The organism is Aeromonas sp. R6-1, from assembly GCF_040908165.1.
GTDB classification, from domain to species: Bacteria; Pseudomonadota; Gammaproteobacteria; order Enterobacterales; family Aeromonadaceae; genus Aeromonas; species Aeromonas caviae.
The window spans coordinates 41,463-54,706 of sequence record NZ_JBFODF010000041.1 but is presented as its reverse complement, the minus strand read 5'-3'; the positions used below and the strand labels follow the sequence as shown (position 1 = coordinate 54,706).

General features: G+C 62.5%; 11 protein-coding genes. 7 read left to right on the top strand and 4 right to left on the bottom strand.

The genetic code is table 11. The annotated features are described in order from the left end of the window. Positions 1-35 precede the first annotated feature (35 nt). The 5 genes from ubiG (at position 36) to yfaE (ending at position 5,876) form a co-directional block, all read left to right on the top strand. Positions 36-752: a bifunctional 2-polyprenyl-6-hydroxyphenol methylase/3-demethylubiquinol 3-O-methyltransferase UbiG gene (gene ubiG / locus AB5Y68_RS12070; protein ID WP_368207190.1), complete on the top strand. Its 717-nt coding sequence runs from the start codon at positions 36-38 to the stop codon at positions 750-752. Further along, the gene (locus tag AB5Y68_RS12065) at positions 752-1,438 is read left to right on the top strand and encodes an HAD family hydrolase (RefSeq protein ID WP_201872696.1); all 687 of its coding nucleotides are present in this window, start codon (positions 752-754) and stop codon (positions 1,436-1,438) included. The genes ubiG and AB5Y68_RS12065 overlap by 1 nt, the downstream gene beginning before the upstream one ends. A 588-nt stretch (positions 1,439-2,026) precedes the next feature. After that, the gene (gene nrdA / locus AB5Y68_RS12060; RefSeq protein ID WP_039040757.1) at positions 2,027-4,294 is read left to right on the top strand and encodes a class 1a ribonucleoside-diphosphate reductase subunit alpha; all 2,268 of its coding nucleotides are present in this window, start codon (positions 2,027-2,029) and stop codon (positions 4,292-4,294) included. Between the two features lie 79 nt (positions 4,295-4,373). Next, on the top strand, positions 4,374-5,507 hold the full coding sequence (nrdB, locus tag AB5Y68_RS12055; protein WP_010674816.1) for a class Ia ribonucleoside-diphosphate reductase subunit beta: 1,134 nt from the start codon (positions 4,374-4,376) through the stop codon (positions 5,505-5,507). Between the two features lie 69 nt (positions 5,508-5,576). Further along, on the top strand, positions 5,577-5,876 hold the full coding sequence (gene yfaE, locus AB5Y68_RS12050) for a class I ribonucleotide reductase maintenance protein YfaE (RefSeq protein ID WP_368207206.1): 300 nt from the start codon (positions 5,577-5,579) through the stop codon (positions 5,874-5,876). A gap of 133 nt (positions 5,877-6,009) precedes the next feature. Here yfaE and mltA read toward each other — a convergent pair whose 3' ends face one another. After that, the gene (gene mltA, locus AB5Y68_RS12045; RefSeq protein ID WP_128271353.1) at positions 6,010-7,161 is read right to left on the bottom strand and encodes a murein transglycosylase A; all 1,152 of its coding nucleotides are present in this window, start codon (positions 7,159-7,161) and stop codon (positions 6,010-6,012) included. A 150-nt stretch (positions 7,162-7,311) separates the two neighbouring features. Between mltA and AB5Y68_RS12040 the strand changes: the two genes are divergently transcribed. Continuing rightward, positions 7,312-7,563, top strand: coding sequence for a DUF1289 domain-containing protein (locus tag AB5Y68_RS12040; RefSeq protein WP_039040754.1), 252 nt, complete (start codon positions 7,312-7,314; stop codon positions 7,561-7,563). An 82-nt stretch (positions 7,564-7,645) separates the two neighbouring features. On the opposite strand, the gene fruA is transcribed toward AB5Y68_RS12040, so the two are convergent. Genes fruA through fruB form a run of 3 tightly spaced genes read right to left on the bottom strand, consistent with a single transcriptional unit; the run spans position 7,646 to position 11,468 of the window. Beyond that, the gene (gene fruA / locus AB5Y68_RS12035; RefSeq protein ID WP_202007520.1) at positions 7,646-9,382 is read right to left on the bottom strand and encodes a PTS fructose transporter subunit IIBC; all 1,737 of its coding nucleotides are present in this window, start codon (positions 9,380-9,382) and stop codon (positions 7,646-7,648) included. Beyond that, positions 9,379-10,368, bottom strand: coding sequence for a 1-phosphofructokinase (gene pfkB / locus AB5Y68_RS12030; RefSeq protein ID WP_048207770.1), 990 nt, complete (start codon positions 10,366-10,368; stop codon positions 9,379-9,381). The genes fruA and pfkB overlap by 4 nt, the downstream gene beginning before the upstream one ends. Next, entirely contained in the window at positions 10,368-11,468 is a 1,101-nt protein-coding gene (gene fruB / locus AB5Y68_RS12025; RefSeq protein WP_368207187.1) for a fused PTS fructose transporter subunit IIA/HPr protein, read from the bottom strand. Before fruB ends, pfkB begins: the two co-directional genes overlap by 1 nt. 307 nt (positions 11,469-11,775) lie before the next feature. Between fruB and cra the strand changes: the two genes are divergently transcribed. Then, positions 11,776-12,762, top strand: a complete 987-nt coding sequence (gene cra / locus AB5Y68_RS12020; protein WP_264787791.1) for a catabolite repressor/activator — start codon at positions 11,776-11,778, stop codon at positions 12,760-12,762. Positions 12,763-13,244: the final 482 nt, after the last annotated feature.

Sequence of the window (13,244 nt, the reverse complement as noted above, 5' to 3'; positions counted from 1 at the left end):
GCCCGCTGCGCGCCTTGCCACAGGATCATCAAAACATGAATAGTGATGCCAATGTCGATCTGACAGAAATCGCCAAATTTGAAGCCATCGCCTCCCGCTGGTGGGACATGGAGGGCGAATTCAAGCCGCTGCATCAAATCAACCCGGTGCGCCTTGACTGGATCACCGACAAGAGCGGCGGCCTGTTTGGCAAGCGCGTGATCGACATCGGCTGCGGTGGCGGCATCCTCTCCGAGAGCATGGCCCGCCGGGGAGCCCGGGTCACCGGCATCGACATGGGCAAGGAGCCCCTCGGCGTCGCCCGCCTGCACGCGCTGGAACAAGGTGTGGAGCTCGAGTACCGCCAGATCACCGCCGAAGCCCACGCCGATGAAGCGCCTGGCCAGTATGACGTGGTCACCTGCATGGAGATGCTGGAGCACGTGCCGGACCCGGCCTCGGTGCTGCGCGCCATCGCCATCCTGGTACGGCCGGGGGGCAAGGTATTCGTCTCCACCATCAACCGCAACCCCAAAGCCTATCTGATGATGATCCTCGGGGCAGAGTACCTGATGAAGATGGTCCCCAAGGGTACCCACGACCACAAGAAGTTCATCACCCCCGCCGAACTCTGTCGCATGGGGGAAGCGGCGGGCCTGCTGGTGCGGGACATGAGCGGCGTTCACTACGCCCCGCTCTCCAACAGCTTCAAGCTCGGCAAGAATGTCGACGTCAACTACATGGTGGCGTTCGAGCGCCCGGAGCAAGGCTGATGAGCACACCTCACCCGATGCCCCTGCGCTGCGTGCTGTTTGATCTGGACGGCACCCTGCTCGACACCGCGCCAGACCTTGGCGCCGCCGTCAATCACGTGCTGATAAGCGAAGGCTTTGCTCCGCTCTCTGACGACATCATCCGCCAGACCACCTCCCACGGGGCCCTCGGGCTGCTCAGGGCCGGTCTTGGTGACGAACTGCTCGAGGAGCTGGGGGCCACCCGCCTTCGCACCGCCCTGCTCGACTACTACGCCGCCAACCTCTGCGTCGGCACCCGCCCCTATGAAGGCATGGTGGATCTCATCGAGTGGCTCGACGAGAAAAAGCTGCCCTGGGGCATTGTCACCAACAAGCCGGGTTTTCTCACCGAACCGCTCTTGGCAGCCCTGCCTGAACTCGCCAGTTGCGGCGTGACCGTGAGCGCCGACACCCTGCCGGTGCGCAAGCCCGACCCAGCCCCCATGTTCTTTGCCTGCGAGCGGCTCGGCATCGCGGCGAGCCAGTGTCTCTATGTGGGGGATCACGTGCGCGACATCGAGGCTGGCCGCAATGCCGGCATGCGTACCGCGGTGGCTGGCTGGGGTTATCTCAATGATGACGAGGATCCCGCCCTCTGGGGCGCCGACCTTCACTTTGATACCGTGCAGGCCCTGCACCACTGGCTGCGTTACGAGCTGAGCTGACACGTTCATTGCCCATGACCGACAAGGCATCCGGATAGAGGTGGATCTGCGGGGCAACTTTGATGTTGTCCCGATGGCCATGTGGGCATCTGCCCCGGCGCGCAGCTCCCCCCGCAGCACACCAGAGGGATCCCGGACGATCCCTCTTTTTACGGGCTTGGCAACCCCCCGAACGGCGTAACAGGACACCTTTTGACCCTGACTGCACAAGGGATGAGCAGGCCGGATTTGCTAGTAAAAACACCCTGCTTTCGCAAGCAAAAAAAGTTATTTTAATTTTCCATCTTCGATCGCCGGACTTGCATTTGACGGATCGGACGGATGAAAACCCGTTCGCTGTGAGCGTCCACTAACTCCCGTCCCGACACCCACAATTTATCCACAGCTAATGCGTTATCCACAGATTGCATTACCGCATCGACCTCACTATCTTGTAGTTCGCATTAAAAATAACACTACATCTTGTGATTCATCGCACAATCCCTGCCCAGTTTCCCTCGACAGACGGAGCCGGGTTGCGCCATTGTGCGATGGCTTTTCGGGAATCAACCGATACCGGCAGGTATCAATGAAAGGGGTCATCAGCCAATGAACTTGTTTGTGACGAAGCGTAACGGACACAAAGAACCCATCGATCTGGATAAAATTCACCGTGTGCTCGACTGGGCTGCCGAGAAGCTCGACAACGTGTCGGTCTCCCAGGTGGAGCTCAAGTCCCACATCCAGTTCTATGACGGTATCCGTACCGCCGACATCCACGAGACCATCATCAAGGCTGCTGCTGACCTCATCTCCGAGCAAAGCCCGGACTACCAGTACATGGCTGCCCGTCTGGCCATCTTCCACCTGCGCAAGAAGGCCTACGGCCAGTTCGAGCCGCCCCACCTGTATCAGCACGTCGCCAGACTGGTGGACATGGGCAAGTACGACAAGCACCTGCTGGAAGACTACACCCAGGCGGAATTTGAGGAGCTGAACGGCTACCTCGATCACTGGCGCGACATGGACTTCTCCTACGCGGCGGTCAAGCAGCTCGAAGGCAAGTACCTGGTACAGAACCGCGTCACCGGCGAGATCTACGAGAGCCCGCAGTTCCTATACATCCTGGTAGCGGCCTGCCTCTTCTCCAAGTATCCGAAAGATACCCGTCTGGACTACATCAAGCGCTTCTATGATGCGGTCTCGACCTTCAAGATCTCCCTGCCGACCCCGATCATGAGCGGCGTGCGCACCCCGACCCGCCAGTTCAGCTCCTGCGTGCTGATCGAGTGTGACGACAGCCTGGATTCCATCAATGCCACCGCCAGCGCCATCGTGCGTTATGTTTCCCAGCGCGCCGGCATCGGCATCAACGCCGGCCGCATCCGTGGTCTGGGCAGCCCCATCCGTGGCGGCGAAGCCTTCCACACCGGCTGCATCCCCTTCTACAAATACTTCCAGACTGCGGTGAAGTGCTGCTCCCAGGGCGGCGTGCGCGGCGGTGCGGCCACCCTCTTCTACCCGCTGTGGCACACCGAGGTGGAGAGCCTGCTGGTACTGAAGAACAACCGCGGCGTGGAAGAGAACCGGGTCCGTCACATGGACTACGGCGTGCAGATCAACAAGCTGATGTACCAGCGCCTCATCAAGGGCGGTGACATCACTCTGTTCTCCCCGTCCGATGCACCCGGCCTCTATGACGCCTTCTTCGCGGACCAGGACAAGTTTGAAGAACTCTACGTCAAGTACGAGCAAGATCCGGCCATTCGCAAGAAGACCCTGAAGGCAGTGGATCTCTTCTCCCTGATGATGCAGGAGCGTGCCGGTACCGGTCGCATCTACATCCAGAACGTGGATCACTGCAACACCCACAGCCCCTTCGACCCGTCCGTGGCACCGGTGCGCCAGTCCAACCTCTGCCTCGAGATTGCGCTGCCCACCAAGCCGCTCAACAACGTGGATGACGAAGACGGCGAGATTGCCCTGTGCACCCTCTCCGCCTTCAACCTGGGCGCCATCGAGAAGCTGGAAGATCTGGAAGAGATGGCCGAGCTGGCCGTGCGCGCTCTGGACGCCCTGCTCGACTATCAGGACTACCCGCTCAAGGCCGCCAAGAAGGGCAGCATGAACCGCCGCACCCTGGGGATCGGCGTCATCAACTACGCCTACTACCTGGCGAAAAACGGTGCCCGCTACTCCGATGGTTCCGGTCTGGCCCTGACCCACCGCACCTTCGAGGCGATCCAGTACTACCTGCTGAAGGCCTCCGTGCAACTGGCCCGCGAGTTCGGCCCCTGCCCGGCCTTCAACGAGACCACCTATGCCCAGGGTATCCTGCCCATCGATACCTATAAAAAGGATCTGGACACCCTGTGCAATGAACCCCTGCACCTGGACTGGGAAACCTTGCGCGAAGAGATCAAGACCGTGGGTCTGCGCAACTCCACCCTGACCGCCCTGATGCCGAGCGAGACCTCCAGCCAGATCTCCAACGCCACCAACGGCATCGAGCCGCCCCGCGGCCTGGTGTCGGTGAAAGCCTCCAAGGACGGCATCCTCAAGCAGGTGGTGCCGGAGTACCACCGCCTGAAGGATCAGTACGAACTGCTGTGGAAACAGCCGAGCGTCGACGGTTACCTGCAGCTGGTCGGCATCATGCAGAAGTTCGTGGATCAGGCGATCTCCGCCAACACCAACTACGACCCTGCCCGCTTCGAAGGCAACAAGGTGCCGATGAAGCAGTTGCTCAAAGACTTGCTGACCGCCTACAAATACGGTCTCAAGACCCTCTACTATCACAACACCCGTGATGGTGCCGACGACACCCAGACCGATCTGCAAGATGACGGCTGCGCTGGCGGGGCTTGCAAGATCTAACCGCGAAACGCACTGATAAACCGGGCGGGAGCATCAAGCTCCCGCCCTCCTGTTTTCCCTATTTCACGGCATTCTAACCATGGCTTACTCTACTTTTTGCCAGACCCAAAACGATCAGCTCAAGGAGCCGATGTTCTTCGGCCAGTCGGTCAACGTGGCCCGTTATGATCAGCAAAAGCACGACATCTTCGAGCGGCTGATCGAGAAGCAGCTCTCCTTCTTCTGGCGCCCGGAAGAGGTGGACGTCTCCCACGACCGCATCGACTTCCAGGCACTGCCGCCCCACGAGCAGCACATCTTCATCTCCAACCTGAAGTACCAGACCCTGCTGGATTCCATTCAGGGCCGCAGCCCCAACGTGGCCCTGCTGCCCCTGGTCTCCATCCCGGAGCTGGAGACCTGGATCGAGACCTGGGCCTTCTCCGAGACCATCCACTCTCGCTCCTACACCCACATCATCCGCAACATCGTCAACAACCCGGGCCAGGTGTTCGACGACATCGTGACCAACGAGCAAATCTTGAAGCGCGCCGGCTCCATCAGCCACTTCTATGACGATCTCATCGAGGCCACCTCCGTCTATCACCTGCACGGTGAGGGGACCCACCGGATCGGGGATCGCGAAGTCACCATCAGCCTGCGGGAGCTCAAGAAGAAGCTCTACCTGTGCCTGATGAGCGTCAACGCCCTCGAAGCGATCCGCTTCTACGTGAGCTTCGCCTGCTCCTTCGCCTTCGCCGAGCGCGAGCTGATGGAGGGCAATGCCAAGATCATCAAGATGATCGCCCGTGACGAAGCGCTGCACCTGACCGGCACCCAGCACATGCTGAACCTGATGCGCAGCGGCAACGACGACCCCGACATGGCGGAGATCGCCGTCGAGTGCGAGCAGGCCTGCTTCGAGCTGTTCAAGGAAGCGGCCCTGCAGGAGAAGGAGTGGGCCGAATACCTGTTCCAGGACGGCTCCATGATCGGCCTGAACAAGGACATCCTCTGCCAGTACGTGGAATACATCACCAACCTGCGCATGGCGGCCGTCGGCCTGCAACCGGCCTTTGCCGGCACCAAGCAGAACCCCATCCCCTGGATCAACACCTGGCTCTCCTCCGACAACGTGCAGGTGGCGCCCCAGGAAGTGGAAGTGAGCTCCTATCTGGTGGGTCAGATCGACAGTGAAGTGCACGCCGACGATCTGGGTGACTTCGAGCTGTGATGCAAGGCAACCTCTGCTGGCAGACCATGATGCGGGAGAGTGACGTCCGTGAGTGACGCCACCGCCACCCTGAACGCGCCCCTGCATTCCGCCACCACGGCGTCGGAGGGGCAAGCCCCCCAGGTACAGACCCTGGACGGTGTGCTGCACCCCTATCCCGGCGAAAGCGTGCTGGAGACCCTGGAGCGCCACGGCCATCACGTGGAGTTCCAGTGCCGCAGCGGCTATTGCGGCGCCTGCCGCACCCCGCTGCTGGCGGGCAAGGTGCACTACGCCGCCGTCCCGCTCGCCTTTGTCTCCCAGGGGGAGTGCCTCCCCTGCTGCTGCCAGCCGGTGGGCGCCATCAAGCTCGATATCCGAAAGGGCTGACGGCCCTTATCGCCAGATCTGCCCCGCAAACAAAAAGCCGCCGGATTGCTCCGGCGGCTTTTTTCATGGGAATCTCCCATCTCTTGAGGGAAATGAGGGGCCATGGCCCCTCTTACATTACAACCCGGGGGCGTTACAACCAGGGGGCGGCAGTCGGCCCGTGGTGCAGACCCAGCTTCCAGACCCGGCCAAAGTGCTTGTAGTGACCGGCCGCGACACCGGCTTTCTCCCCCATGCCGTGGTAGAGATCGAGGTGCCCCTTCTTCACCGCGCCCCCCACATCCAGCGCAATCAGCAGCCGCAGCTGGTGCTTGCCGGTCCAGTTGCCCTCTTTGTCCAGCAGCGGCACTTCCGCGAGGATGGGGGTACCCATGGGCAGCAGGGTCTTGTCGGCAGCCACCGCCGCCATCGGCAAGAGCGGAATGCCGGCAGCCCCCACCACGTCATTGGTGGGACGGCGCTCGAAGAAGACATAGGAGGGGTTCTGCTCCACCAGCTCCTTCACGCTCTCTTCCGGCTGACGATTGGCCCACTCCTTGATGGCCTTCATGGACATCTGCTCCTTGGGCACTTCGCCACGGTCGATGAGCACCCGGCCAATGCTGACATAGCCGTGGCCGTTCTTGCCACTGTAACCAAGGTACTGCAACCGGTCGTCATCGCCGTAGTGAACGAAGCCGGAACCCTGCACGTCCATCAGGAAGTTGTCGATGAGGGATTTGCTGTAGCCCAGCTCCAGCCCCCGGTTGGCCAGCGCCCCCCGGTGGATCTCGGCCCGGCTCGGGCAGCGACCGCCGCAGTTGGGCATGGCATAGATGGGATACTTGTACTGGGCGTCCGGGCGATGGCGCACCTCCAGCACCGGCGAGTAGTAACCGGTGAAGAGCACGTTGCCCATGCGGTCGGCACCGCCAAGCTGCGCCAGGCTGATGCCGTACTGGGTGATATGGGCGGGATTGCCCCCATTGGCGACCCAGCGTGAGAGCTGACGATAGAGCTCCCCATAGCGGCTCGCCATGCGGCCGGAGCGTTCCATCACCATCCGGCTCTGGGGACCGAACTTGCTGTAATCGGCGCGGGCGCGGCTGTTGACCCGCTCTACCCGCACCAGATCCCCCGGCAGGGCGCCATCCAGATACTGCTTGCCCAGATTCTCAGGGATCTCGCAGTTCAGAAAACATCCGGATTCCGCCTTCTTCTGGGGCACCTTGACCGGTTCAGGGTTGCCCGCACAACCGGCCAGCCCCACCACGGCGGCGGCCAACCAGTACGCATGTCTATTCATATGTCCTCATATAACACCGAGTGTCTTGCACGGCGGGGAAGATGCCAAAATTGCCCGGGGAAAGCAAACGCCTTCACGCCCCTGACGACGGATTTCTCCTGCCGTGATCTTCTGGGTTATAACAAGGTGACAAGGTGTGAGAGGTCATGGATGGAACAGCTCGAAATCTTCCCGCTCCAGAGCCCCTGTGTCGGGGTCTGCGAACTGAACAACAAGGGGTATTGCAAGGGATGCCTGCGAAGTCGCGAGGAGCGTTTCAACTGGCTTGCCATGACCCCTGCCCAGCAGCAGGAGGTGATGCGCCTGTGCCGCAGCCGCAAGGCCAGGGTCGAGGCCGCCCGCCGCAAGGCGCAGGCTGCAGAGGCGGCCGATCCGCCGCCCCCGCCGGGCTGGGATTTTTAAATCCCACGTTGCCCCTCCCCTCAACAAGAAAGGCGGCCCCAGGGCCGCCTTGTCATGAAGAGTGTGTCACGCCGTGACGCCCTCAGGCGGTCGCCAGCTTGGCCTGCTCCTCGCCACGCTTGAGCATGGCGTAGGCCACCCCGGTCACCAGAGAACCGGCGGCGATCGCCAGGATGTACATCATCACATGGCTGATGGCGTTCGGGATGAAGAGCACGAACAGACCACCGTGGGGTGCCACCAGCTCGCAGCCGAACAGCATGGAGAGCGCACCGGTCAGGGCGCCGCCCGCCATGCAGGCCGGAATGACGCGCATGGGATCCTTGGCGGCAAACGGGATGGCCCCCTCGGAGATGAAGCACAGACCCAGCACGAAGGAGGCCTTGCCCGCTTCCTGCTCCGCCTTGATGAACTTTCTGCTGGCCAGGAAGGTCGCGATCCCCATCCCCAGTGCAGGCACCATGCCGGCGGCCATGACCGCTGCCATGGGGGCATAGGTCTTGGAGGCGAGCAGGCCGACACCGAAGGCATAAGCCGCCTTGTTGACCGGGCCACCCATGTCGAAGCACATCATGGCGCCGATGATGACACCCAGCAGCACGGCGTTGGCAGAGCCCATGTTGTTGAGGAACTCGGTCATGGCGTTCATGATGCCCGCCACCGGGCCACCCACCACGTAGATCATCACCAGACCGGTGAACAGGCTGGCAAAGAGCGGAATGATGAGGATGGGCTTGAGGGCTTCCAGGGTGACCGGCAGGCGCACCTTGTCGCTCAGGAACTTGGCGCTGTAACCGGCGAGGAAGCCACCGACGATGCCGCCAAGGAAACCGGCGCCGAGCGAGCTTGCCAGCATACCGGCGATCATGCCGGGCGCCAGACCCGGACGGTCGGCGATGGAGTAGGCGATGTAGCCTGCCAGCACCGGGATCATCAGGGCGAAGGCGGAGCCGCCACCGATCTTCATCAGGGCCGCGGCCAGCGTCCCCTCTTCCTTGAACGCTTCAATGCCGAAGATGAAGGAGAGCGCGATGATAAGGCCCCCCGCCACCACCATGGGCAGCATGAAGGAGACACCGGTCAGCAGGTGCTTGTAGGGGCCCGCCTTTTCCTCTTTCTTGACCGCAGCCGCGCCGCTGTGGCGATAGACCTTCGCCTCGGTCCAGGCCTTGTCGAGCTCGGCCCGGGTTTTCTTGAGCGCCGCCCCCGTGCTGGTGCGATAGACGGGCTTGCCGTCAAAGCGCGCCATGTCCACCTCGATGTCAGTGGCGAGGAACACCAGATCGGCGGCGGCAATCTCGTCCGCCGTCAAGGCATTCTGGGCACCGACCGAGCCCTGGGTTTCGACGCGGATCTGGTGACCCAGCTGCTTGGCCATGGTCTCCAGGGCCTCGGCCGACATGAAGGTGTGGGCCACCCCGGTCGGGCAGGCGGTGACGGCGACTATGCGCTTGGCACCGGTGGCCGCCTTGGGAGCGGCAGTGGCAACGACGGGCGCGGCCTGGTGGCGATAGAGGCTGGCACCGCTCGCGGCGGCTTCCAGCAGGGCGGCCGGATCCTGGAGCGCCAGATCCATGTCGCCCCGATAGAGCGACTTGCCGTCATAGGCGGCCAGATCCACCGGTGCGCTGGCAACGACCAGCACCAGGTCGGCGGCGGCAATCTGCTCTTTCGAGGGAACCTGACGGGGCTGCACGTTGGAGTCGACGTCGAGGGTGAGCTCCCAGCCAGCCAGTTTGGCCTGCTGTTCTATCCGTTTTGCAGCGAGAAAGCTGGTGGCAATGCCCGCCGGGCAAGCCGTAACCAGAATTGCTTTCATTGGGCATCTCCTGAGTTAGCCATCAAATGGGGTTGGGGTTGAGTCGGTGCCAGATCATCCAGACGCTGTACTCGCACCTGCTCGAGTAAGGGGTTGAGCACATTGATATCGTTGAAGCCGACCGCGACCTGGCTCACCGCCAGTGCCGAGACGGCGGTGGCCAGACGCAGGGTCTGCTCCGGCGTCCAGTCCAGGCTCATGCCATGGACCAGGCCCGCCACCAGGGAGTCGCCGGCACCCACGGTGCTGACCACCTCCATGCGCGGCGGAATCGCTTGCCAGGTGGCATCCGGTGCAAACCAGATGAGGCCGTCGGCACCATTGGAGATCACCACGTTGGGGATCCCGCTTGCCTGCAGCGCGCGGGCGCACTCGGCCTGCTCGCTCAGGGTCTTCACGGGGCGACCCGCCCACTGGCTCAGCTCTTCCAGGTTGGGTTTGACCAGGGTCGGCGCCGCCTTGATCCCTTCGCTCAACGCCGCGCCGCTGCAATCGAAGATCACCTGCTTGCCCTTGGCCTTGAGCAGACGGATCAGATGGCCGCAGTAATCGGGGGCCACCCCTTTGGGCAGGCTGCCCGCCAGCACGAACCAGTCAGTGTGGGGAGCCAGTCGCTCCAGCGCCGCCTCCAGGGCGCTGACATCACCTTCCTGCACGGCGAGTCCCGGCAGATTGAGATCGGTCACCCGGCCGGATTGTTCGGAGATCTTGACGTTGATCCGGGTGTCGCCCGCCACGCGCACGAAGTGATCGGCAAGGGCACGTTCCTCGAACAGGGAGACGAAGCTCTGCTGGTTGCCCTCACCGAGCCAGCCGGTCAGGCCTACGTCACGGCCGAGATCTTTCAAGACCATGGCGACGTTGATCCCCTTGCCCGCGGCGCGCAAGTTGGCCTCGCTCACCAGATTGACCTCGCCAGGGTGCATGGCCTCCAGACGGGTGGTGAGATCGAGCGCGGGGTTGAGGGTGATGGTGACGATGTCCATCAGTGCGCCCCCTCGCCAAGACCCGCGGCAATGGCTTCGCCAATGCCCTTGAGGGCTGCTTCGGCATCCGCTCCTTCGGCGCGAAACGCCAGACGATGACCGCACTTGACCCCAAGCCCGATCACCTTCATCAGGCTCTTGGCAGAGACGGCTTCACCGCTGCCATCGAGGTTGGCGACGCGGATGTCGGATTCATACTCCTTGGCCACCTTGACCAGCATGGCGCCCGGACGTGCGTGCAGACCGTGAGGGTTGATGATGGTGAAGGTCTCGGACAGCCCGCTCGCCGGACCCGCCTGCAACATGGCAAGACCATCGCTGCCAGAGAGGGTGGCCAGCTGGCCGGCTGCGGCCAGCTTGGCCAGATTCTCGAGTTGCGGCAAATGGCCGCTATCTGCGGCACACAGCAGCAGCAGGGCGTTGACCGGCAATTCACCGACGTTCAGCGGGGTGCTCGGGGTGGCCAGCACCCAACCGGTCTGGGCCGCTTGCGCACGGGCCAGCCAGATGCCCTCCCCCAGGTGAACAGGCTGACTGGCCAGGAGGGCGCTCACCATGGCGGCGTCTCCCCAGCCTGCGGATTTGGCGCGGGCCGCAGCCCCCAGCAGCAACTGGTCCTGGTCGTCGGCCGGGAAGTCCGCCAGGGTCAGGTATTGCACCTCTTTGGCGCCAGTCGCGCCAGTCAGGATATTGATGATGGTCTCTTCGTCGGTCGCCCCCTTGAGCTGGGCTGCGGCCTGCTCGTCACCCAGCACGTGGGTGAGCTGGCGCAAGATCCCCAGGTGCTCGTCGGACTTGGCGGCGATGCCGATGGCGACGTAGGCAATCTGCCCCTCGTCCCACTCGATGCCGTGGGGGAACTGGGCCACCATGACACCGGTGCTCTTCACCAGATGACGGGTGTCCGTGGTGCCGTGGGGAATGGCGATACCGCTGCCAAGATAGGTGGCGTGCTGCGCTTCCCGCGCCAGCATGCCGTCCACGTAACCTGCTTCAACCAGACCGGCGTCGGTCAGTTTGCTTGCCAGCAGGGCGATGGCGTCCGCCTTGGTCGTCACCGATTGTCCCAGCAGGATTTGCTGTCGCGCCAACTTCAACATAGAGATTCTCCATCAGGTCCGGCTTCACCTCGCGGCGTACCGGCTCAACTCAACTCGATTTTCGGGTAACTTGCCTGCTGACAATAGACGGTGATCTCTCGCTTTGGTGAGCCGGAACCCATTTCCAAGTGCAGATAATCATCCGTTACTGACAAGCTGAATCGTTTCACTTACACTCAGACTGAATCGTTTCAGCGCATTGTTCAAGATCCCGCAGAAAGTACGTTTCAATGATATGATCCCGCGCACACTTTTCGGCGCCCCAACCAGGAACCGGCGCGGGCCTTGCAACTCAAACAGAGCCAACATGATGAAACTGGATGAAATCGCCGCGCTGGCCGGTGTCTCTCGCACCACCGCCAGCTATGTGATCAATGGCAAGGCCGATCAATACCGCATCAGCCAGGCCACCCGCGACAAGGTGATGGCCGTGGTCCATGCCCACAACTATCAGCCGGACAGCCGCGCCGCTTCCCTGCGCGGCGGCCAGACCCGCACCCTCGGCTTCATCCTGCCCGACCTCGAAAACGCCAGTTACGCCAAGCTCGCCAAGCGCCTGGAGCAAGGGGCTCGCACCCAGGGATATCAGTTGCTCATCGTCTGCTCGGAGGACGATCCGGACACCGAAAAGGAGCTGGCCCGGATGCTGGTGAGCCGCCATGTGGACGCGCTCCTGGTGGCAAGCTGCCTCCCCCCGACGGATCCCTTCTATCTGGAGCAGCAGTCCCGGGGCGTGCAGATCCTCGCCATCGACCGTGCCATGGCCACCGAGCATTTCGTCACCGTGGCGAGTGAAAACCAGAAGGCGAGCCTGGATCTCACCGCCTCCCTGCTCACCCCGGCCATCGGTCATATCGCCTTGATTACTGCACTGCCGGAACTGACGATCAGCCAGGAGCGAAAAGCGGGCTTTGAGCAGGCCATTGCCAGTCACAGTGCGACCCGCCACCTGTGTGAAGGGGCCCACTTCTCGCGCACCGAAGGGTATCGCCTGATCAAGACGCTCCATCAGCAGCTCGGCCAACTGCCCGAGGCGCTGATCACCACCTCCTACATCCTGATGGAGGGGGTGCTCGACTACCTGCTGGAGCAGGAGGCCGACATGAGCCAGCTCGCCATGGCCACCTTCGGGGATGACCGCCTGCTCGATTTCCTCCCCTTTGGCATCAACTCCCTGCCCCAGCAGCACGACGCCCTGGCAAGCCAGGCCCTGACGCTGGCCCTCAAGGCGGTCAATGGTGACTACCAGAGCGGCCTGCACTATGTGAGCCGCACTCTCAAACGCCGCCGCTGACCCGGCCACGACGCACCACCCCGGGGGCGGCCCGCCGTGCCAGCCCCTGAGCCTCCTCCGCCACACCGGCTTGTGTTCTCCCTTGTTGTCTCAGCTTTTGCCCTTCGCCTTCTGGCTTTGAGGTTATCTGCCGGGCGGCAACCCCGCCGGCAGGGTTGGCCACCCCGCGCCAGGGCCCGTTTATCGGCGCCTCGGCTCGATATAAGTGAAAATGATGGCTTTTTGGAGTATGACCCGATGTTTGCTTATACCGGGCCAGTCGCACCACCAGGGCCCCGTGTTACCCTCTGCAAGCCCTGTTGCCGCCAACGCGGGCGACGTCGACCCGAAGCCTGGCGGGCGGCCTCGTCCTGATGTGCGCGTTTTGTCGGCGCATGACGCAAGGTGTCACTTTTTATTGCCACCCTTCGGCTTGCCACAGCACAAAATCCGCTTTTAAGGGGTTGTTTCCGCCATTTCAATCCGCTAACTTGGCAACCAAT

Coding starts and splice junctions, on each gene's coding strand:
- mltA (WP_128271353.1), bottom strand. CDS start 7,161: ATGAATAGACATGCGTACTGGTTGGCCGCCGCCGTGGTGGGGCTGGCC.
- pfkB (WP_048207770.1), bottom strand. CDS start 10,368: ATGGACATCGTCACCATCACCCTCAACCCCGCGCTCGATCTCACCACC.
- fruA (WP_202007520.1), bottom strand. CDS start 9,382: ATGAAAGCAATTCTGGTTACGGCTTGCCCGGCGGGCATTGCCACCAGC.
- nrdB (WP_010674816.1), top strand. CDS start 4,374: ATGGCTTACTCTACTTTTTGCCAGACCCAAAACGATCAGCTCAAGGAG.
- cra (WP_264787791.1), top strand. CDS start 11,776: ATGATGAAACTGGATGAAATCGCCGCGCTGGCCGGTGTCTCTCGCACC.
- AB5Y68_RS12065 (WP_201872696.1), top strand. CDS start 752: ATGAGCACACCTCACCCGATGCCCCTGCGCTGCGTGCTGTTTGATCTG.
- AB5Y68_RS12040 (WP_039040754.1), top strand. CDS start 7,312: ATGGAACAGCTCGAAATCTTCCCGCTCCAGAGCCCCTGTGTCGGGGTC.
- fruB (WP_368207187.1), bottom strand. CDS start 11,468: ATGTTGAAGTTGGCGCGACAGCAAATCCTGCTGGGACAATCGGTGACG.
- ubiG (WP_368207190.1), top strand. CDS start 36: ATGAATAGTGATGCCAATGTCGATCTGACAGAAATCGCCAAATTTGAA.
- nrdA (WP_039040757.1), top strand. CDS start 2,027: ATGAACTTGTTTGTGACGAAGCGTAACGGACACAAAGAACCCATCGAT.